The following is a 20,597-nucleotide window of genomic DNA, read 5'->3' on the forward strand; positions in this document are numbered from 1 at the left end:
CGAACAGCCGCTCACCGTCCAGCAGCTCGCTGACCATAGGCATGACGGTGGTGACTACCCGCTAAGTGGGACTCAGTGAAACGCCTAGTCAAGCATGGACTATACCTTGCTTCAGGACGAGTCTAGACTCTTCGATCCTTGTAGACCAGCCACGGATCGGCCCTGTAATCGATCGTCTTGTCCTGATCAGCGTGCCACTGCATGTCGTCATCGGAGTGCGCCCACAGGGCATCAGCGCGGCGCACACGGCGCGCCGCGCCCTTGTCGACCCAGCGTAGCTCCGGATCTCCCTCGAAGGTCCCGGCCGCGGTTCTCGGTGGGTACTCGATCAAGATGAGATCACCGGCCCATGCTTTGATCCTGGCGTGCAGCAGCCGTTCCCCTGGCAGGGTCACTTCAACATATGGATATTGTCCGACCGGGTACTCGCGAATAGCTTCGTTGGGTGGAACTGTCATGGAACCGATTGTCCCTTAACGAGGAAAACAGCCCGACCATTTTCGTGACGTCACGAAAATGGTCGGGCGGTTGGCTATGTCCTACTTGCGGAAGGTCTCTCCGTCGAAGCCAGGGTAAGAACCCTCGGCCGCGTCAGTCGAGAAATCCTCCTGCGGTTCGATGTCGACCTGGTCGCCAGGATCCGCAAAAGTAATTCCGCTGGCCAGCGGATCGTTGGCTTCGCGTAGCGCGTCGATGTGCTTCACGATCGTGCCGTACACCAGCTGCTGCAGGCCATACACGACGAGGAACGCCGGCAAGATCTGCATCCCGGTGAGCGCGCCGGTCGCGAATAGGTACGCGCCAGCGATTACCAGGGACACCACGACCGGCAGCGCGACGCTGAGCGTCTTGGACCAGTCGCGGGTCTTGCGCCACTGGATGACCGGGGCCGAGGCAATGGTGAAGACCGCGGCGATCGCGGCCATGAGGATATCTGTATCCATGGGGTGTTTCTCCTTTACTTGAAGGGTGGAATGTCGAGCATGCGGCAGGTGATCGAACCGGCCTGGCCGTCGGCCTTGCCGCCGCCGAGCTTGGCGTAGCGAGTCCAGTTGGCTTTCTGGATCGCGGTGACGTGCTTGGCCAGCACGGGGCCGTAGTCGCCGTCGACGATGAGCTTGCCCAGGCGCCGGGAAGCGGCCCACTTGGCGACGGCCGGCTGCAGCGTGTCGCGCACCCACTCGTACCAGCGCTGCGTGGTCGGGCCCCAGTAGCCATCGGCCTTGAAGGTGGCGCCGCCGTACTTGCGCGCACGCTCCTGGTAGCGCTTCACCGCGGCGCGGGTCATTTCGCCGTAGACACCATCAAGCGCACCGGTGTAGATGCCCAGGGACTTGAGCAGCTTCTGGATCTTCTTGGCGTCCTTGACCGAGATGCCCTTCCAGACGGTCTTGGTCTTCGGTGCAGGCTTCGACGTGCCGCCGGTAGGCTTGGTGACTTCCTCGACCTTGCCGTCATTGGCCCGGCGGATCTTGTCGGCCACTCGCTTGACCGCAGCCGGCGAACCGACGATCTCGAAGTGCATGTCATCGCGCTTCGAAATCAGCAGGTTGTAGTCGCCGCCCCAGCGCAGGGTGCCTTCGTAGTACTTGAGACGTGCGCGGATCGCTGCGCGCTGCGCCGCGGCGAAAGTATTGATCGCACCCCGGGGATGGCGCATGGCATTGACGTCGACCGCGTAACCGCCGGCGTGGTTCGAATAGCCCTTGGTCTTTCCGCGGATCGGGCGGACCGCATGGCCCCAATCATCCTCGCCCTGGTCCACGTCTTCGATGTACCGATCGACGTAGAGAACAATGTCGGTGAGGATGACCGCGACGTCGCCGCCGTGCACCTTGCCGATGATCTTCGGGATCCGCGTGAGCTGCGAAGATGACGAGTCAAAAATGACTGGCCAGCCGTTCTGGCATGTAGCCATGGGGTTTCCTTTCGGGTATGACAAGGCCCTGGCACCGGACGGCACCAGGGCATAAGAAAAGCCCCGACCATTTGGCCTAGGGCTTGGTTTGGTTCGCGCTCCTACGGAACGACAGGCAGCGCGGCGAGCGCAGCGGCGGTGGGCCACGCATCGTTGGTGAGCCAGCTAATCTGGGTGATTGAGAATTGGTCGCCGAACTTGGGTGTGGCAGTTCGGTTAATGATGCTCATATCCCGCTCGCTGTACCGAACGGTGACTCCTGAGATGTTCGTGCTACCCGAAGAGTTCATGTACACCGGGATGCGGCCAGAAGTGCCCGACGGCCGAAACCCGATCGGATATGCGGCCAAGAAATAGTTCGAGGTTGCGGACCCGAGAAATCCTACATTCTTGAGTAGTAGCGTCACTCGATTGTTCTCGCGAATCATGCGAGCGTAACCATCCGTCTCGATGGCCACGTTGGCAGTCAAAAGGCTGGCAACGTCACGCATGAACGTGGTTGCCGACAGCAGCTTCTCTGTAGCTCCGGCGGAAACGTAGACCCGCTCCCCGACTGTCGAGTCGACTCGCAGGGTTGCGTTCCCCGGGTCGCCCTGCGGACCCTTGAGCCAGTTCATGAAGTCGGCTTCGGTCCCCGTGTGGCCGAGGCCCAGCCAGACTTCGTAAGCGGAGAGTCCGTCGAACACGCCCGCGGCTGCGTCAGCCCGCACGCCATCCGAAATCTGCTGGGCCACCAGGGCTGCCTGCTTCGATTCCTCGGCAGACGCAGCAGACTCGGCCGACGACTCTGCAGACCGAAGCGCGGCCGCCTCCGACTGCGGCAATCCCCATCCTGGTGACGATGGAACCTTCACCAACGTGGTTAGGTCCTGTACCGAACCTGTAGGAACGGCAAAATTTGACGATGGAAACTTCATTTCGAAACCGTCGACCTTATCCAGGTTTATTTCGACGGTCCACGTCCAGTCTGTAACGAGGCCCCCGGTGTCATCCGTGGCGTGCAGGAAGACCCCGCGGTACATCACCTCACCTTCCCGGGGATGCCCCTTCGGGTAAGGAGTGGCCAAATACCCTTCCTCGTCGAAGATCGCAGCAACGCGGCCGAGGATCCACGTAACGGGGCCACCAGGATCCCCCACCACCGGGATGTACGCGATGGACGATTTGAAAAGTGCAGTGCCAGAAACTGGGATTACGTCCGGATCCTGGTCAGGGTCCGCGCCGTCAGTGACACCTACGACAAAGCGCCCCTCGATTTTTCCCGTTGCACGCCCTACTGGCAACACTGTCATGACGTTCCCCCGTCCTGTGTTTTCCTAATTTCGCGCTGCACAATTCCCGGAATATCCGAACGAAGCTGGTTCATCTGGCGGCCACGTTCAGCTACCGCATCGAGGTGTTCTTGGCGCGTCTGCTCGTCAACTGCTTTCAGCTCCGAGATCTCGCGGTGAATACTCCTCGTCTGTGCATGTATCAGGCCCATGTCTTTCCGGGTGGAGTAGTGATCTTCCCGAAGGCCTCGCACGTCCCGCGCAGTCTCCGTAGTCGAGGATTTCAAGCCGTCGACAACATCTCTCAGATTCGAGAGGGCTGCCGTGATTTCTTCGTGCCGTTCGTCCTGCTCTTCGCGGAGGTTAGTTGTGTGCGTATTCTTGACTTGCTCACGGGCTTCTTTCGCGTCGGCAGCCGCGGCACTGGCATTCTTGGCTGCCGAGCTCGCATCTCTCTTCGTCTTGCCAACATCGAAGGACAGCTTCCCGATCAAGGCTGTCAGCAGCGTGACAGCACCGCCAATGATTGCGAGCAATACGGTCTCAGACATTCTTGCCTTTCAGCGCACCTGCAGGGTGGGCACAAAAAATGCGCCCTCCCTGCAGGCGCTTCATGATCGATTCGGTTACTGCAAATACAGCTCGTCCAGGGCTTGTTTTAGACGAGAGTTCGGATTGTTCAAGGACTGCAAGAACATGTTGATGAATTCCGTCAGCCCAGGCGAACGGCTCAACGTTGTTGAGGCATTGCCGTCCAGAATCGTGCGAGCATCCGGGTATCGATCGTTCACCGGCAAGGCGCCCATGGTCACCAATGCTTTCACCGTGCCACCGTGGGTAACCAGCATGCACACGTTGCCGATGATGTTGTTCAGAGTGCCGGTTTTGCCCGCGATGAATTCCGGGAAGCTTGGGTTTCCGTTGACCGGGATCGAGTGGTTGATCGTGAAGGTTCTGGCGTTCGGCCCGGTAATGGTCACCGTGTGAGTCAGTTCCCCCATGATGCCGATCAATGTTGAATCCTCGTCGCGGATACGGAAGATCAGCTGGGCCATCTGCCGGGCGGTGGCCTTGTTACTGGTGCCGAGGCCCGAAGCGGTGGTGAAGTTCGCCCCAGTCCAGCCCCATCCCTGCACGGTGCTATTCATCAGAGCAATGAACTTGTCGCGAGGTGCGTCAGTTCCTGGCAGCTCTGCGCCGACCCGCGCCGCCAGCAGCTCTGCAGCCACATTGTGCGATGGGAGAGATGCCAGATAGAACAGCTCGCGCCACGTGATCACGTCGCCCGCTTTGATCTCCGGAGAGGATCCGCCGGTGATCGTGTTGATCGTGGACATCTCAGTACTGTCGAGCGTCAACGCCTCGTTCAAACGAGCATTCGTCACCGTCTTGCGCGCGACGTACTGCGTCAACATCTTCGTCAGCGAGGCCGGGATCTCTGGCTGATCGGGAAGCTTCCCGAAGTCCAACGTCCCATCGGCGCGCATCAGCACAGCTTCCTTCGACTTCAACCGATCCGACTGAACCAGTGAAGCTGGCAGGGTAATCGACTGCAGCGCTCGTTCCATGCGCGCCCGAACATCGTCCGAAGGGATGCCCTTGTAGATCAGTGTCGGACCAATCAGGCCGTCCCACCAACGCCCCGCGGTTCCGGCTTGGTGGTTACCCAAGGTCAAGCCGTCCAACGGTCGGGTGTTCGCGGTAGACCCAAACGATCCAGTGCGCGGTGTGCCGTCCACAAAGAATCGCGAACCAGTGGTCGAGAATGCTCCGTTGAACTGGGCGCCGAACACATGATCAGCAGCATCCACATCCACGGTCGAACCGAACTCGTTGCCCGCGTAGGATCCCCACTTGCCCGGATACAGCGCCGAGGCGAGGATCGCCTGTCGGCCCGCGTTGGTGGCGCCATCGATGATGACGCGGCCGGTGGGGTTCGAGATGTCGGAGCGTGCCAGGGTCATGATGAATGTCGGCTGCTGCAGCGCTTCGGGGAATAGGCCCGTGCGCAATGCGTTCGGCACGTCTCCCACGCCGTACCAGGCGCCGCCGTAGCCGTCCCATGAGGCCGGTGACCAGCGCGGCCGGGACGAGGCAACGGTAGTCGTTGCCGGTGGCAGGTTGCCCATGAGGTCGTAGATGGTGGCCACGTCGCCGTTGATCAGGTCGCGGCCCTTCGGATTCGCCGGATCATACAACGCGAACCAACCATCAGACTTTGCCAGATCGTAGATCATGCGCTGCCGCTCAGGCATCGGCACATCGGCTTCGTCAGCGACCTTGCGCCACGGCCCCCACTGCCCCGCGGCCGCGTCAATGGCCTCGCGCCAGATCATTCCGTCGGAATCGGTGCGGCGCTGCACTACTGCCAAACCTGCCGATGCCGGGAGAACTTCCAGCACGAACGAGGCCGGCGCGGGTGGCATGTTCAGGTAACCGCCCGTCGAAACGCCCTGGTGGATCCCGTAGTGCTCTGGCAAGTAGTAATCGTTCGCGTTTGCACCATCTGGCAGGAGCCCCCGACGCTGAGGCATCTTGGCCAGTAGCGCCATTGCGGCAGCGTCGCCGGGCTTACCTTCGAGCTCGGCAATCTTTACCCATTCGCCCATGGTTACGGCCTCCATTCGTAGAGATAGCTTGTGTTCAGCGGGTCAAAAGGATCTACATCTCCACCGGGCCCCGGGGCCTGCTGCAACCAGTGCATGAAGGGGTAAGGATTAGGTGGTGGAGTCTGAGAGACGTAGACGATGCCTCGGTTCGGGCCGCCGCCTCCGCCGTTTCCGGCGGTCGGATCAATGAGTTTGTCCAAGGTGCCACCGCCGGCAGGAACGCGGATCGGCATTCGCAGCTCACAAATCACATGCGCGGATTGTGATTGCACACCCACGGCGCTCTGCAGGAACTGGATCTGCACGTTGTACCAAGCCTGGGCCATCATGCCCGTAGTGGATTCCAGACTGGCGCTGAAACCCCCATCCGAATCGGGTTTCACTTCAATTGGTGCGTTCGGCCGCAGCCCGCCGGATCCGGCAACGACATTCGCCTCATTCAGGGTGAAAAGTATGACGGCCTGTTTAGCCCCCATTGGTGCTCCGGCAACGTCCTTCAAGTTGCCGCTCACTGTCGCCAGCGCCATGGCTCAGTTCCTTTCCTGGTAACGAAGAAACCCACCGATTATTCGGTGGGTTTCTTTGCGAGATTCTGTTGAGCTTTGTTGATGGCTAATGCGTAATTGGCAGCTTCTAGACTTTGCCTGTATTCGCCGATGACCATACGCAGCAATACATTTTCCTGCTGCGTTTTTGATAACGAATTCTCAAGTTCTTCGAGTCGTTGCTCGATTGTGATCTTGGGGTTGCGAGATGGATCTGCCATTTGTAGGCTCCTTAGATTAATGTTGTGCTTATGCGCCCAAAATTTATTGCTGTACTTTCCTTGTCCGCCCTTGCCCTGGTCGGCTGCTCTGCCGCTGAAACACCAGCGGCGCCCACACCTACCCAAGACGTCACGATTACCAAGGAAACCTTGGCCCCTACGGCGAGCGCCCAGGCACCAAGCGAGACTGCTGAAGCTAACGAAAAAGCGTACTTAGCCGAACTGACTTATTTGCTCTCGGACAAAAAAGATGATCTTCCAAAGAAATTCCAGAAGAAAATCACCGACAAGTACATGCTTGAGCGAGGCAAGATGTATTGCGAAAAGCTCAAGAAGAACAAGAATCTTGAGCCGATAACCTCCGGTGAAAGCACTGGAATCGACTATGCAATCGAAAGCCGGATTCTTGGCACGGCACGCAATATGCTCTGCCCTGAAGTTGTAACTAACTAATCTTGTACAGGTTGCCAGAAGCATCCACACCAATCGGCGTAAGCTCGGCTTCTGGTTTGCTTGGCAATGAGGTGTGAATAGTCGTAACGTTCAGGTTTAGAACTGGAGCTTGCAGGTCGATGTTGTTCGTATGGTTCAGCATCATGCCGAATTCAGGCATCGAGGTAAGAGCACCATTTAGGAAGTTGATCTGGCCACCGTTGGCTGGTTCGATCTGCAGGTTGCCTACGTTGATCTTTCCGCCTTCCAGAATGTTCACATCGTTATGGACGTTGAGCGTTCCATCCGCCTCGATGCCGAGCGTTCCGAAGTCGGCGCTGCCGTCTGGGAAGAGATGGAATTCTCCGGCGGATAGCGCGCCGTCGGGCGCGATATGAAGGTCTCCGAAGTCCGCGCTACCGTCCGGAAGAATCCATGACTCACCTGCGCGGAAGATGCCTCCGGCGATGATGTCGAAGTCGCCGGCAACGTCGGTCGGGCCAGTGAGGTGGTTCGTTCCGGAAAGGTTGTTCGTTCCGGTCATGTTGTTGTCGCCGGACGCATTGAATGTTCCGGTCACGTCGAGCACACCCGAGATCGTCGCTGTGCCGATGACCTGCAAGCCGCCGTTGAGGATGCGGATCCAGCCGCCGTCGTAAACTTCTAGACCCTCTCGGCCGATGGCTGAGTGGTTCATGTTGGAGCTTTTTTCTAGGCGACGGATCCTGCGGAGAATGTCCGCGACGTTTCCGTCGTTGACGTTGCGCTGTCGGCTCATTGGTCGGCTGCCCGTCCTTCCATCTCTTGCGTTACTAGGGTGATTTCTTCGTTGGCCAGGTTTCCTGAGAACTCGATGACTTCCCACTCATGCCAGCCCGACACCAGCCACGGGTCATTATTGGCTTTCCAGCGGAGGGACCCGCCGAGGCTTAGTTCGTTGAGCCGCGGTGACCCGTCGGCGCGGATCTTCATGTCGAGTTGGCGGATCGCGCCGTCACGGAGGAACCGGGCCCCAGTGGTCATCGACTGCAGCTGGTCAAGCTCCGACACCGAGGAAAACTTCATCACGTCTTCCATCGCCAAATAATTCGTGTCGTTATGGTCCGACTGCCTGACCAGTGTTCGGCGCTCTGTTCCTTCGCCGGCGCCGTACATCTTCGTGCACAGGTCGGACCCGTCGAGCTTGTAGACCATGCTGAGGACGCTGCCCTGTTCCACGTCCAGATCAAAGTCCCAAATATCGCTCTTGTTGGCGTTGACTTCCAAGACCCATTCAAGAGTGTTGTCCTGAGACCAGCGCGGCCGGAAGTCTATGTCCGGCCCATCTTCGTCCTCGATGAGGTCGTTGATGAGATCCGCGGCAATCTCGAAGTTGTACCCGTAGACCTTGAGCTTCTTGCTTCCCGCCGCATCCGGCGGGTAGCTGATCGGCAGAGCGTAGACCAGCGGTGAGCCCTTGCCGTCCGTGGAGTTCTGGACAATCCTCTTGACCAGCGTGCCTGCGGATAGCCCCGACCAGGAGACCGACGTCGTGGCAATGTCATTCGTCCGATCGTTCGTCACAAGACGCCGCTGGAAGATCTGCCAGATGTCCGCATGGGACAAGGTCAGTTGCTTGCTCGCCCAGTCGTAGGAGGCATCTGTGATGACGCCGGCGTAGACCACATGCCACGCAGCAGCAGACGAGGCCCGCCACTCGATAACCACCCAGGACTGCCACGGCCACACCGGCAGGCGCTGCACACCTCTAAATCGTTCATCCAGCGTGTTCACCACCAGCTGCCCGCCGGCGCCGCTATTACGCTTACGAGTCCAAGAGCCCGAAACGAACGGCAGTTCCACGCGTGATTGCCATGTTGGCGCAGTTCCTGGCGGGTCTACTCGTCCGTCGACGACTTGAACCCTGTACGGCATGGTGCCTCCTAAATGTAGGTGTCGTTGAAGTTGATCTTGACGCTGCCGGATCCAGTGGTCCTTGGGGTGGACCAGAAGCTCTGCACCACTCCGGGCTTGATCCCGAAGTACTCGGCGGTGCCAAAAACTTTCATGGCCCGGTCGCCGTTCTCTTTCAAGATCCCGGTGCGCATGTCGATCGTGTGGGTCGATCCCGACGCCAAGGGCTTGATGACCTCCACGAGCCGGCCGCCGAGAGTCAGCTCATACCCGCCGGGCATGCTGCCGGTGACGGTGATGACTGGCCACGCGATGGCGTTTCCTCGGTGGAACAGATCGATCGCTGCACCCACGGCGCCGGGCTCTTCATGCGGTTTGCCGTATTTGTACGGGTCTGTCGCCTTGAGCGTCATTTGATACTCGATCAGCCGATTGGCTACGACATCGATCTCAGGCTGACCATTTCGCCCTACAATTGCCCAGCGAGTGTTGCCGTCAGCGTTGATCGTTAGCTTGCGTTCTCCTTGAGCCAGCAAGCCGCTGATCATTTCGTACCCTGCCCACCTTGCCGATGCGCTGGGCGCTGCCAGCGCACCGGCCAGGGTGATGAACCTTGATTCGTAGTACGTCTCGGCCGGGTAGTCGCCGTCCTGGTTGACTCTGGAATTTTGATCTTGCTTGGCCGCGGGGCTATTCCACCATCCATCGATGTCGTCGATTTCCAGATAGCCCCACGGCGATGACGGATCGTTGAGCTCGACCCCGCCAAGGATGACACTAAGCACCTGGATCCCATCCCTTCGTCTTCAAATCCCGTCGCTCCTTCGCCTTGATAGCTTGCGCGGTAGCTTCGGGATCCGGCCCGCTGACGGTGTAGGTTGGCGAGTACGTCGATGACTTCTCGATCACCTGCGTCGAGGGCCGCACGGGTGCGGTAGCTGCAGCGAAGCTGGACGGGCCCGGCGCATCCGGCACTTCCACCAGATGCGACATCGAGTTATCGATCGCCGGGGCCATGTCCTCCACGCCAATCAGCACGCCTTCGCCGATGTTTTCGCCGAACCCGGCGAATACCTTCGACGGCGAGTGGATGCCCAGTGCGGCTTTGAACGGGCCGACAATCCAGTCCGGCAACAGATCGAGGAAGAACGAACCGATAGTGCCAGCCAGCGAGCTAATGCCGTCGAGCAGGCCACGGATGATGTTCTTGCCAGTTTCGACCAGCCACGCCCCAGCGCCCGAAAGGGCACCGAGGATCTGGTCAGGCAGCCCAAGGAAGAATCCGACGAGGCTCACGCCCATAGAAATGGCGCCGTCGACGAAGCTCTGCCACAGGCCGGCCAGGAACGCACCCACCGCGGCCCACATCGCATTCCATCCAGCGATGAAACCGGCTGTAACCTCGCCCAGCCAGCCCATGAACCCGCCCCATACCTGAGTCACCCAGGCAACGACGAGATCCCAATTGGCCACCAGGAGCGCCAGCGCCGCGATCAGCAGCACAATTCCGGCGACGATCCACGTCACCGGGCTGGCCCACATCACCGCGTTGGCGATGCCCTGGGCAATCGCAAACGCGCCCAGGGCGAGCACTACGGGCGCGAGGATCGGCGCGAACTGAGAAAGCCCCTGCAGCAGCGGCTCAAGGACCGGCAGCGCACCAGCGACCATGCCGCCGAGTGCTGACTCAGCTTCGCGCCCCAAGGACGTCAGCGCGGCTTGCGGCCCCTCGGTGATTGAGGATTCGAGCATGTGTGCCGATTCCTCAAATTCACCGAGGCCACCATCTGCAGCAGTGAGTGCGTTGAGGAATCCTGGGATCTTGTTCTTGCCGATGTCTTCCAACGGTGTGCCGAAAAGAGCGATCGCGGCCGAGGCCTGTTTGCCCGGGTCCTTGATCTCTTTCAGCTTGCCCATGATCTTGGCGAAGGCTTCCCCCGCTTTGTCCCCGCCAGCCAGCAAGTCATTGGCCATGGTCTTTCCCGACAGGCCAAGACCCTTGAGAGCTTCTTGCGCCCCCTTGTCATCCAGATCTGATGCACGGATCATGAATTCTTTGAGAGCGTCACCGGTCTTGTCGATCTGGATAGATCCGCCCTGCGCCGCATCTGCGATCAGGCCCATGGCGTTGGGGCCCTTGATGCCCAGGGCTTCGAAGTCCTTCGAGTACTCGCTGAGTACCGGCAGCAGCTCAGCACGCATCGCCTTGGGGACTTTGGTGCTGGCCTTGGCTAGCAGGTCCATTCCTTCGGCAGCATCGCCAGCAAGGCCGCTTTGAACCATGATCCCTACAGCGGACGCGGTCTCGCCGATATCTGTTTCGAGGGTCTTGCTCAATGCCAGTGCTTTACCGGTCATGGCATCAAGTGCTTCGGCGCTAGCCTTCTTCATCCCAGGGAAGGAAGACATCACGGTTTCCACCGCGTTGCCAACGTCCTGCAGGGATTCACCGAAGGCATCACCATAGAGGCTCGCAGTGGCATCACCTGCCGCCTTGGCTTGCCCGGGGTTGAGCTCTAAACCCGTTGCGATTTCACGGCTGATCGAGTCCTTGTCCAGGGCAGTCATGAAACCCTTGGTGATTGCCGCGCCTGCCGCGCCGCCGGCGGCCATGCCGAGCTTAGGATTCATGATCCCGGCGAAGGCCTTCTTGCCGGCAGTGGCAAGTTGCCCACCCATCGAGTCGGCTGATTTAACAATGTCGTCGAAAGCCTTGTCGACGCCTTTGGCGTTGCCGATGATGTCGAACATGAGTTTTTGTACAGCCACGGGCCCTCCTTACTTGCGCCGGCGACGCGGCCGCGACGAACGCTTCCGCTCGCGGCCCTTCTTCTGTTCTTCGGTCCACTTGTCGGCGTGACGCACGAACAGCAGCCACATGTCGTACTTCATGTCCCACACGTTCAGCGGCGTGATTCCAGGCCAAACGTGGGCAATGGTCGGCAGCCACTGAAAGACGCTTTTCTCGATGTCGTCTATGTGGTCACTGGTTCGTTTGGATCCTCGTCGTCCGGATCGGAATCCGTCAGGGCTTCTTTTGGGTCGGCGCCCACCTCGTCCTGCTCATCGGCGATGAACCCGATCTCTTGGATTGGGACATCCGAGGCTTCGTCAAAGTCGATATGCTCGCCTTTGCCTCGTCGGCAAAGGAAGATCAAAGCCCGCAGCGCCTGGATCCCGTCCTCATGCTCAAGCAGGTCGAGATGTGAATTCGACTTTTCTAGACGCTTGAACGCGTTAACGATTGACTGGACCCCCATGCCGGATTTGATCTTCAGGACATACAGATCGCCGAGGGTTGCTTTGGCGATACCGTCTTTGATTTCGTACTCGATGCCTTTGATTACGAGCTTCACGATTTATCCTTTTCCGTTGAGTGCGTCAGCAATGGCTTTCTCTGCCTGCGCGCCGGCTTTCTTGGCGCCTTTGCTGATTGGTTTCCACCAGTAGGGCTGGCCATACTGGGTGACGTACTGGCCGCGGCCGCCGAAGGCCGGGTGGCGGAAGGTCTTCTTGTTCCAGACCTTGGCCATGTCGTACTTCTTGCCGCCGTTGGTGCTTGGGGTTTTGACCGCTTCAATGCGGATGCCTGAGCGGGTTTTGCCGGCGACGACGCGGGTGCGAAGGTTCCGCTTGATGCTTCCGCGTAAGTTCGTTGATCGCGACCGCTTGGCGCTCTTGGCTTCATAGACGTTGACCGTCCGCAGATAGCCCTTGCGGCCGTCCCGCGGTTTGACCCGAACGACTTTCTTCCCCGCCCGCTGGGCCACGCCGGGCGGCGGCGCGGAAAGCTCCTGCCGCTGCCCGGCAATGATGTCGTCACCTACTGCGCGCAGGTTCCGGCGCAGGTTGCGCAGTACGCGGGGCCCCTGCTCTTCCTTCACGCGCTGCAAGGTTGCGCGCAGATTCTTTGTATCGAATTGAATCTGCGGTCCGTCGGCGCTCATTAGAACCCGGTGTCGGTCGAGCGGTACACCACGTAGACCGGCTTTACTCCCGGGATCAATGCGTCCAGGGAAGTGAAGTCGATTTCCTGGGTCACCGGCTCACCGCCGTTGGAGGCTGGCAGCTGCCCGTCGAGTTTGACCGAGGACAAGAACACCTGCAGCGCAGGGCGCACTCCGGGCGCGATCTCGGCTCCAGCTTCGAAGGTGAGCACGATCTGCAACGATTCCTGGTTCAGGAATGCGTCGCGCAACAGGTTGTTGTCGTACTCCGCGACCATTGATCCGGTGGCCTCCACCAAGCCGACTTCTGGCCGGCGGCCGCGCTTGCCCTCCGAGCCGAAAGTGAAGCCTCCCTCGTCGATGCCGTTGGACAAGGACAGGGTGAACTCGGTGATGTTGCCGGCCACGGTGCCGCCGGCGGCGAGCGCGGTGTTGGTTGGTGCGGTGACGGATCCGCCGATGGTGATGGAGCCGTGCACGAACGTGAACAGTTCCATGTTTGCCGGGTATACCGTCGGCACGTAGGGGGTGTCGGTGACGGTTTCGCGGGCGTTCCATGTGGTGGTCAGCTTGACGATTTCACCCTGTGCCGCGCTGAGCTCCGCAGATTCGACGACCGCGCCGTGGAAGGTGTGCGGCTGGATTGCTCCGCCGCCGATCAGTGGCACGCCCTTCTGGACGGTGAAGGAGGGCAGTGCTCCGTCGGTGAAGGTGTGTACCTGCTGGTATGCGGGGCCGGATCCGATCTGGGTGTTGGTGCTGGCCCCGAGGATTGCGTGGAACAGGCGGCCCATGCCTTTGGTGGTGACTTCGAGCTCGATGTCTCCGCCGGACATTTCTTTGGCGAGGGCGCGGCGCGCTGTGCGTGGGACTCGAGAACCGACGCGCAGGCCTTCGCCCTGGACGATTTCCGGGTTCCAGGCCAGGGATTCGGAGACGAACTCTAGGAACTGGTCTGGTGTTGCTGCTACGCCGTAGGCGTTCTCGAGGCCGAGGCCTAGCGAGCAATCAAGCTGAGTGGTCATCGGTTGCCTCCAACCTGTTCGAAGTTGTTCTCTTGGGCCAGCAGTCTTTCTGCAGCGGCCTCGGGGACGGCGACGGTTTCGCCGTGCTTGACGATCTGCCCCAGTAGTGGGACGTCGAGATCACCGAGTGGTGAGATGTTGCGGATCTTGATTTGAGCCATGTCGGTTCTCCTAGCGTCGGACTCGGTGCCGTGCGGTGAAGGTGGCTGTGACGTCCACGCCGCGCCCGGCTTGCAGGTATTCTTCGGGGGTGACTCCGTCGGTCTGAACGCTGGTGAGCAGGCAATACCGCACTACTCCGCCGAGGGTGGAGTCGTTTAGTCTGACGGATTCTTCGATGCGGCTGATCAGGTCCATCGCCCTGGTCTGCGCGGGTAGTTCCATGGAGCCGTCGCCTTGGAAGAGGCAGGAGAAGACGACGTCGACGGTCATCGTCACTTCGCGCGATCGGTTGGTGCCGAGCGTCGCGAAATCGAACTGTGCTTCCATCTGGGTGACGGCGATGATTTCGTCCGGCAGGAAGGTTCCTGGGGCGCCGGGGCAGACCAGGACGTCCTTGGTGTCTTCCCCTTCGGCCATCAGAGCTTCGATGCGTTCAAACAGGGCTTGTTTGAATGCCAGGCCGGCTAAGAAGGGCGAGGTCATGCGAAGCCCCCGATCTGTGTGTTCGGCGCGCACAGCTCGACGACGCGCCGTGGAACGGCGAAACCGGACGGGGTGAAGACTTCGTCGGTCGGGTCGACGCGGACGCCTGAGCCGCCGGCGTACTGTTTGCCGATCTGCACCCAATGCCGGACCAGTTCACGGGCTGCCAGCCGGATATTGGCTGGAACGACTGGGAATCCTTCCTGCCATGTGACCGTGACGGTTGTTCCCGGGAAGAGCGTGCGGCTCTGCTGGGGGCCGGCAAAGAGGATCCCGTGCTCTTCGGACCAGGTGGTAAATTCTTGGCCGTCAACGAACACGCTTACCACGTGGCTGGTTGCCCCTGGCAGAACGATGAGCGACTGCCCGGCCGAGAAGTTGCCGGTGACAGTCCTGGCGATTACTGGGCCAGTGATGTCTTCGATAACCGGAGTAGCCGCCGCGATGTAGAGGCGAAGATCATCGATGTATTCATCATTGGCCCGGCTTGCGCCGAGTGCTGTGAGCGCGTCGTCGATGCTGATCAGGAAGCGCGGGTCTTCTGGCCAGACGTCGAAAATGTCGGTGTAGACGATTCCGGCGTCACTGCCCCAGCTAATCCGCCATCGGCCGGCCATGTCCGCGGTGATAGTCGCGGTGCCGCGGACTTGATCGATCGCCGCGGTTCCGGCCGTCCCATCGGGTCGGATGACCTCGGCTGTCAGCGTGGCCGCTTCTGGGCGAGTCTTCCATTCGGCGGTGTACTTTGAGCCGAGATCAACCGACGACATTAGGACTCCTTGGACTTCGGAGGATTCTTAGCGTCAGCCTTGGCCTTGGCGTCTGCAGCGGCCTTCGCCTTGGCATCCTCTTCGGCTTTTCGCTCTGCCTCGGCCCGGGCCTCTTCTTCCGCCTTAGCCTTGGCGTCTGCAGCGGCCTTCGCCTTGGCCTCCTCTTCCGCCTTCGCCTTGGCTTCCTCTTCGGCCTTTTGCTCTGCCTCGGCCCGGGCCGCCTCACGCAGCGAAGCGAGAGACTTGTTGCCGGCAGGTACAACAGCCTTTTCTTCACCCGCCCCAGCGACTGCGAGTTCACCCGCCGCGGGGTCCTCAGCAATGCCCTGGGCAATGAGCTGGGCGGCTTCCGCCTCCGGAACTTCCAAAGTCTCACCGGGCTTAGGCCATTTCTTGCCATCGCGAGATCCGGAGACCAGTGCGCGCATTCGAACTAGTGGTGCCATGATTGTGTTCCTTTCACACATGAAATGACTCAGCGGGCGAGCGCTTGGGGTACGCTCGCCCGCTGGGTCAAGTGGTTGGGGTTAGGCTCCTGGCAGGAGCAGGTGCTTCACAGCGCCCGACTGATCCATGAGCAGACCATCACCGCGCACCAGAGCGCGGAAGGTGATCATGTCCTTGTCGAAGCTGAAGTGCTCCGAGGACTCGAAACGCACGCCGTTGACCAGACGCACCACGTAGGAAGCCAGATCGCCAAACAGCAGCGGCTTGGCGTTGGCACCCATCACCGGCATGAATGGATCGGTGCGGACCGGCTTGCCCTCGATCATGTCCGGAGTGCCTGCGATGACCGAGGCCTGCCAGATGTAGTTGTCGTTACCGTCCTTGAGCTTGCGCAGGTAACCGGCAGTGGTGTCTTCCATGACCCACGACGCCGAGGGACGGTTACGGTATGGGCCGATCACCGAGTAGAACAGGTCGATAACGTCATCGAAGGTTGGCGCCAGTGAACCGGCAGTCTTGCCCAGGGTCGACGAGCCAACGATGCCCGCTGGCTCGCTGGTACCGGTGCCGATGATCAGCTTTTCGCCCAGCGCGTTGCCGATGGCCCAACCTGCAGCACGCGCAAGGTAGCCGCTCAGGTCCACGCCGGTGTCTTCCAGCAGTTCCTTCGGCACCTCGATGAGGTCGCCGTACTTGTAGGAGCCGAGGGTGCGCTTGCCGAAGGCTGGTTCGGACTTTGGAATCACGCCGCCTTCGGAGACCTGCGCGCCCTGTGGGTGGCTGATGGTCACTGGAACGTCGATGTTCTCGCCGCTGGCGGTGGTCCAGGTGGTGGCCCCACCGGTCAGCATGGTGGCCACTTCGATGGCATGCTCCATGAGCTGGCCATAGAAGGTAGTCGGGACAGTCGCGCCGCCAGCGCCAAGGGTGCCGGTGGACAGAGCGCGAGTCTCTGCCTCGGTGCCGAAGGCTTCGAAGGCTCGCGTGTCACCCTTCAGGAAGGAGCGCAGCTGGGTCTCGACCTCGCGCTCCGCGCCGCGCTCCTCCTTCTCGCCCTTCACGCCTGCACGTTCCAGGGCTTCCTCGGTAGCGCGGTTGCGCTCCTCGGCCTGGACGAGGCTGTCGGCCTGGGAACGGAGGGAGTCCATGTCGGCGCTCATAGCGTCGAACTGCTGGGATTCCTCCGCAGTCAGGGTGCGCTCTTCCGCTTCCGCGGCATCCAGCAGTGCACGCATCTGCGATTCAGTGTTCTTGCGCTTCTCCATCAGGAGCTGGGCCAGCTTCTTGGCCATAAGAGATCATTCCTTTCAGAAATGACGAAAGCCCAGCAGGTGCCGGGCTGTGGGTGATTTCGGAATGCGGGTGGTTGTCTACCTGCCCACGGGGTTTAGAGCCGAAGCTCTGCGAGCTGAGCGCGCCGCGAATCCGCGTCGAGCTTGGCCCGTAATTCGCCGATGGACGGATGAGTTGCGCCCTGTCCGTCCACCGGCTTCTCCTCGTGCCCGTGGGCGCGGGAAGCTTCTTTGTCATGCAGCAGCGGCGCCAGCTTGTTCTGTTCGGCCGCCTGCCGCGCTTCTTCCAGATCCAGCTCGAAACGGTCAGCTAGCGAACGCAGGCCGGTTGTGGTGTCCCGATAAGCCGGATTCACCACCGGGGCCACGTCGACCAGCTGAACGGCTTTCAGGGTCCGCAGAGGAAAGTCCTCGGCTGTGTAGCCCCAGTCGTCCTCCATGGTCCGGAAAGCGAAGGAACTGAACCGCAGGTCACCACGCTCGGCGAGCGCTTTGACGTCTCGACCGGTGCTGGTGTCTGGGAGGTCGACTTCGTACCAGAGGCCGGTGCCGTCGGTGCCGAGGCGCAGTGTCTCAGCGAGTGAGGTTCCGAGTAGTGCGTCATCCGAGTGGTTGAATCGCGCCAGGACTTCGACGCCGTCGGCGATGGTCTTGTTGAATGCTGCAGGGTCGACCTGCTCGACGAAGCCGCCGAGGTTCTGCGAGTAGCGGTTGAACACAGCCGCATAGCCGAACAGCACGCCGATTCCATTGGTGGAGGCTCGCAGTTCGATCTTGGCTGTGTGGAACCGTCGCTCGATGTCTTTGGGTTTCACGATGTTTCCTCCTTCGGAGTTGCTGGCTTTTTGCCGTAGTACTTTTGCCACTCGGCCTTCTGCTGCTCTGTGAGGGTTGGGCGGTCTTCCTGCTCGCGACCTTCGTCTTGCAGGAGCATGCCGGTTTCGAGTCCGATCCTGGTTACTTCCATGCGGGTCTTGATATCCGTGCGGACCAGGGCGTCGGGGTTGAACTTGACGTAGTGGTAATCCGGCAGTAGTCGCGAGAGGTGGTGTTCCAGGCGGGTGAAGATTGGCTGTAGTGCCCTGGTCTGGAACTTGATCTGGTTCATTTCCAACGTCGAGTACGTCAGTGAGTTTCCGGACTCGCCTCCCACGTCGCTGGGATCCACACGGAAGATCGCGGCGATCTGGTTTGCGGTGGCCTTGATGGTCTCTAGGAACTGGGCCTCGTCTGGCTTGACGCTCAGCGCTTCCCACTCCCAGTCGTTCCCCGAGACGAAGAGGTCGTTTCCCTTCACCGCGGCTTTGAATCGGGCTTTGACTTTTGCTGCATCCGCGTCTTTGAGCGATGACTGGTTGTACTTCAGATGCCCGGATGGGGTGGATCCGTTGTCGAACCAGTCCTTGCCGTAGCTTTCGGCCAGTTCGCCGGTTTCTATGACCCGTTTGAACTGACCAATGGGCGATAGTCCGACGACCGAACCAGGCAGGAGATACCAGGGGATGTGAACTACCGTTGCCGGGTCCAGCTGATCGCCCTTGTAGCGGTACACCGGCAGGCTTCCGGACTCGTCGACCTGCACGTGATCGGGGTGAAGCCAAGCAATCTTTGAAGGCCGTCCCGCGCCGTCCAATGTCGTGATCAGCCCGTAGGCGTTGCCGCGCAGCAGGAAGCTGGTGGCGAACTGCGCCAGCCATTCAATGCGGCCCATCGTCGGGACTGGGTGTGGATCCAGCAGCAGTTCGGATTGCTGTGTGGCTTTCTGCTTCGTTCCCCTGGTGGATTCGTACTCTGAGACCGGCATGATCGCGATAGAGTCTGCAATCAAGCTTGTGGCCGCGTAGACGGGCACAAGCCGCAGCGCGCCCTTCATGGACCCATCGAATCCCTTTCCGGTCCCCAGCAGGCTGAACCAGCCTCCGCTATCGGACCGCTGCTCAGTGGTGCTTCGGCGGAAGAGGCTCATGCGCGGTTCCTCCGATCAATCAACCAGGACAGCACCAGCACCAGCACGCCAGCCGAGGCCAGCGCGCCGGGAAGCGTGAACACCGCCACGGCGAGCGCAACGGCAACGATGATCAGCAGCGCGCCGATCAGGTCTAGCAGCGACGTGAGCCCTACAGATTGTGGGTCAGAGGATCGTTTCGTCGACATCGTATTCATCCTCTCGTTTCTCGATGTACAGCCAGCGAGCCAGCGTCACGGCGTACATGGGCGAAATGTCTTTGAGTTCCCGGCCGCGGGCGAAAACGAACGCCTTGTCGGCGATGATTCGTTTGACGGTGGCGGCCATTGCGTCGTTCAGTAGTTTGTCGTCCGGGAACCGGAGTGATCCGACGAGGGCCTTGTCGTAGAAGTCACCGCATGCAGCCACCCGGTTGGGGCCGGACACAGTGATCACTTCGAAGTCCTCGTCTTCCAGATCCTGTTTGAGCGATAGCGCCGAGCCGTTACCGTCGATCGCGACATACTTGCCGCCCAGTACACCGCGCAGGCGCTTCAACTCAGAGACGACGTTCTGTGTGCCATCCAGGCGGTCAAACACTTCGACGTAGGCATTTGCCCGGCCATCGATCGGTTTGGCGGCCAGCGCGATCGATGCGTACTCGCGCTCCGGAGAGACGTCGATCGCCCAGAACGGTGTCCCAGTCCAGGACTCGGCTTCGAGATCCACGAAGTTCTTTTCCCATCCATCTTTCGGAATGAGCTTCGGGGGACCCTTGGCCGCTGGCCACCAGCCGAGCCATGCACGCTCCCACTCGGTTTTGTCCGTCGCATTTATGCGCATGTTCATCACGCGGTCGGCTTCGATGGTGTGGCCGAGGGCCGGATGACACTGCAGCAGGGTCTCCGGGTCGTTGGGATCCGCGTCGACCGGTGCCGAGTACTCGATGTAGCAAGTTCTGGATTCCACGCCTGCATCAATCAATGCGCGGCCCAGATCCACCTTGTCTCTCAAGTACAGCGACGATGTATCCCCCGCAGCCGACAGGACCCACATCTGAGACCCCATAATGGTGACCAGCGTCGGCTGGATGCCACCTTCGAGCATGTTGTCACGGTGCACGTAGGCCTCATCGATGTGTGCCTCGTCGTTGGCGTCGCCGTGTCCGGATTCGCGCTTCACTGCATCGATGGCCAGCTCCGCGCCGTTGATGAACCGCAAGGCTTCTTCTCCGCCACGCCACCGGGGCTTTGCCAAGAAAATGTCCAGCGGCGATCGGTGCAACGGCAGGTAGTAGTCGTCTTTCAGGCGTTTGAGCGCTTTCAAGCGATTCTGCGCGGTGTAGATCATCCGGGCGTCCTGAGTCGTGAGCGCCCTGTGCGTGAGCTTGCCGCGGCTGATCGTGGTCTTGCCGGCACGGCGAAGCACAACGATAATCACCGTGTCGTACCAGTAGCCGCCAGTCCGAGGATCGATCTCGCAAGCGATGTTCAGGGCGTCCTGCTGCCACGGCATCGGATTGTTCCCCATCGCCGCCATGACCTTGGCAACCTGCCCGCCACGGGTTGCGCGCTGGGGGTTGCGCTTCGTTCCGTACAGCGGAGGCGGGTTCCGCGGGGCTGTGCCGAGCATTCACC

Annotated in this window: 25 protein-coding genes; 1 reads left to right on the forward strand and 24 read right to left on the reverse strand. The window is 60.5% G+C overall.

Annotated elements, in window-relative coordinates; translation table 11 throughout:
• Positions 1-122: 122 nt before the first annotated feature.
• From RUH64_RS06840 to RUH64_RS06875, 8 genes are all read right to left on the reverse strand, one after another.
• Entirely contained in the window at positions 123-458 is a 336-nt protein-coding gene (locus RUH64_RS06840) for a hypothetical protein (protein WP_313812339.1), read from the reverse strand.
• An 81-nt stretch (positions 459-539) separates the two neighbouring features.
• Positions 540-944 (reverse strand): hypothetical protein, encoded by a 405-nt coding sequence (locus RUH64_RS06845; RefSeq protein ID WP_313812340.1) that lies wholly within the window; start codon positions 942-944, stop codon positions 540-542.
• A gap of 14 nt (positions 945-958) precedes the next feature.
• Complete coding sequence (locus RUH64_RS06850; RefSeq protein ID WP_313812342.1) at positions 959-1,918, reverse strand: peptidoglycan-binding protein; 960 nt, start codon at positions 1,916-1,918, stop codon at positions 959-961.
• 101 nt (positions 1,919-2,019) lie between these two features.
• Complete coding sequence (locus RUH64_RS06855; protein ID WP_313812344.1) at positions 2,020-3,210, reverse strand: hypothetical protein; 1,191 nt, start codon at positions 3,208-3,210, stop codon at positions 2,020-2,022.
• A complete protein-coding gene (locus RUH64_RS06860) occupies positions 3,207-3,740 on the reverse strand; it encodes a hypothetical protein (RefSeq protein WP_313812346.1) in 534 nt (177 codons plus the stop codon). The genes RUH64_RS06855 and RUH64_RS06860 overlap by 4 nt, the downstream gene beginning before the upstream one ends.
• A gap of 75 nt (positions 3,741-3,815) precedes the next feature.
• The gene (locus RUH64_RS06865; protein WP_313812347.1) at positions 3,816-5,798 is read right to left on the reverse strand and encodes a hypothetical protein; all 1,983 of its coding nucleotides are present in this window, start codon (positions 5,796-5,798) and stop codon (positions 3,816-3,818) included.
• A 2-nt stretch (positions 5,799-5,800) separates the two neighbouring features.
• The gene (locus RUH64_RS06870; RefSeq protein WP_313812348.1) at positions 5,801-6,325 is read right to left on the reverse strand and encodes a hypothetical protein; all 525 of its coding nucleotides are present in this window, start codon (positions 6,323-6,325) and stop codon (positions 5,801-5,803) included.
• A gap of 38 nt (positions 6,326-6,363) precedes the next feature.
• Positions 6,364-6,564 (reverse strand): hypothetical protein, encoded by a 201-nt coding sequence (locus RUH64_RS06875; RefSeq protein ID WP_313812350.1) that lies wholly within the window; start codon positions 6,562-6,564, stop codon positions 6,364-6,366.
• 24 nt (positions 6,565-6,588) lie between these two features.
• Here RUH64_RS06875 and RUH64_RS06880 point away from each other — a divergent pair, with 24 nt between their 5' ends.
• Positions 6,589-7,017 carry a hypothetical protein gene (locus tag RUH64_RS06880; protein WP_313812351.1) on the forward strand — a complete coding sequence of 143 codons (429 nt, stop codon included), beginning with the start codon at positions 6,589-6,591 and terminating at the stop codon, positions 7,015-7,017.
• On the opposite strand, the gene RUH64_RS06885 is transcribed toward RUH64_RS06880, so the two are convergent.
• From RUH64_RS06885 to RUH64_RS06960, 16 genes are all read right to left on the reverse strand, one after another.
• Positions 7,010-7,774 (reverse strand): hypothetical protein, encoded by a 765-nt coding sequence (locus tag RUH64_RS06885; protein ID WP_313812352.1) that lies wholly within the window; start codon positions 7,772-7,774, stop codon positions 7,010-7,012. The genes RUH64_RS06880 and RUH64_RS06885 overlap by 8 nt on opposite strands.
• Positions 7,771-8,910: a hypothetical protein gene (locus RUH64_RS06890; RefSeq protein WP_313812353.1), complete on the reverse strand. Its 1,140-nt coding sequence runs from the start codon at positions 8,908-8,910 to the stop codon at positions 7,771-7,773. The genes RUH64_RS06885 and RUH64_RS06890 overlap by 4 nt, the downstream gene beginning before the upstream one ends.
• 8 nt (positions 8,911-8,918) lie before the next feature.
• A complete protein-coding gene (locus RUH64_RS06895) occupies positions 8,919-9,674 on the reverse strand; it encodes a phage tail domain-containing protein (protein ID WP_313812354.1) in 756 nt (251 codons plus the stop codon).
• A complete protein-coding gene (locus tag RUH64_RS06900; RefSeq protein WP_313812356.1) occupies positions 9,667-11,658 on the reverse strand; it encodes a hypothetical protein in 1,992 nt (663 codons plus the stop codon). The genes RUH64_RS06895 and RUH64_RS06900 overlap by 8 nt, the downstream gene beginning before the upstream one ends.
• Positions 11,659-11,864: 206 nt before the next feature.
• Positions 11,865-12,245 carry a hypothetical protein gene (locus RUH64_RS06905; protein ID WP_313812357.1) on the reverse strand — a complete coding sequence of 127 codons (381 nt, stop codon included), beginning with the start codon at positions 12,243-12,245 and terminating at the stop codon, positions 11,865-11,867.
• A gap of 3 nt (positions 12,246-12,248) precedes the next feature.
• Positions 12,249-12,836, reverse strand: coding sequence for a hypothetical protein (locus RUH64_RS06910; protein WP_313812358.1), 588 nt, complete (start codon positions 12,834-12,836; stop codon positions 12,249-12,251).
• Positions 12,836-13,861 carry a phage tail tube protein gene (locus tag RUH64_RS06915; protein ID WP_313812359.1) on the reverse strand — a complete coding sequence of 342 codons (1,026 nt, stop codon included), beginning with the start codon at positions 13,859-13,861 and terminating at the stop codon, positions 12,836-12,838. Before RUH64_RS06915 ends, RUH64_RS06910 begins: the two co-directional genes overlap by 1 nt.
• A complete protein-coding gene (locus RUH64_RS06920) occupies positions 13,858-14,022 on the reverse strand; it encodes a hypothetical protein (protein WP_313812361.1) in 165 nt (54 codons plus the stop codon). The genes RUH64_RS06915 and RUH64_RS06920 overlap by 4 nt, the downstream gene beginning before the upstream one ends.
• Before the next feature lie 10 nt (positions 14,023-14,032).
• Entirely contained in the window at positions 14,033-14,506 is a 474-nt protein-coding gene (locus RUH64_RS06925) for a hypothetical protein (protein ID WP_313812363.1), read from the reverse strand.
• Positions 14,503-15,276, reverse strand: coding sequence for a hypothetical protein (locus RUH64_RS06930; protein ID WP_313812365.1), 774 nt, complete (start codon positions 15,274-15,276; stop codon positions 14,503-14,505). Before RUH64_RS06930 ends, RUH64_RS06925 begins: the two co-directional genes overlap by 4 nt.
• Positions 15,276-15,722 (reverse strand): hypothetical protein, encoded by a 447-nt coding sequence (locus RUH64_RS06935; RefSeq protein ID WP_313812367.1) that lies wholly within the window; start codon positions 15,720-15,722, stop codon positions 15,276-15,278. The genes RUH64_RS06930 and RUH64_RS06935 overlap by 1 nt, the downstream gene beginning before the upstream one ends.
• Positions 15,723-15,803: 81 nt before the next feature.
• Entirely contained in the window at positions 15,804-17,015 is a 1,212-nt protein-coding gene (locus RUH64_RS06940; protein ID WP_313812369.1) for a phage major capsid protein, read from the reverse strand.
• 95 nt (positions 17,016-17,110) lie between these two features.
• Entirely contained in the window at positions 17,111-17,830 is a 720-nt protein-coding gene (locus RUH64_RS06945; protein ID WP_313812370.1) for an HK97 family phage prohead protease, read from the reverse strand.
• Positions 17,827-18,981, reverse strand: a complete 1,155-nt coding sequence (locus RUH64_RS06950; RefSeq protein ID WP_313812372.1) for a phage portal protein — start codon at positions 18,979-18,981, stop codon at positions 17,827-17,829. Before RUH64_RS06950 ends, RUH64_RS06945 begins: the two co-directional genes overlap by 4 nt.
• The gene (locus RUH64_RS06955; protein ID WP_313812373.1) at positions 18,978-19,169 is read right to left on the reverse strand and encodes a hypothetical protein; all 192 of its coding nucleotides are present in this window, start codon (positions 19,167-19,169) and stop codon (positions 18,978-18,980) included. The genes RUH64_RS06950 and RUH64_RS06955 overlap by 4 nt, the downstream gene beginning before the upstream one ends.
• Positions 19,147-20,592, reverse strand: a complete 1,446-nt coding sequence (locus tag RUH64_RS06960) for a hypothetical protein (protein WP_313812374.1) — start codon at positions 20,590-20,592, stop codon at positions 19,147-19,149. Before RUH64_RS06960 ends, RUH64_RS06955 begins: the two co-directional genes overlap by 23 nt.
• Positions 20,593-20,597 lie beyond the last annotated feature (5 nt).

Source organism: Glutamicibacter sp. (assembly GCF_032154645.1).
In the GTDB taxonomy this organism is placed as follows: Bacteria; Actinomycetota; Actinomycetes; order Actinomycetales; family Micrococcaceae; genus Glutamicibacter.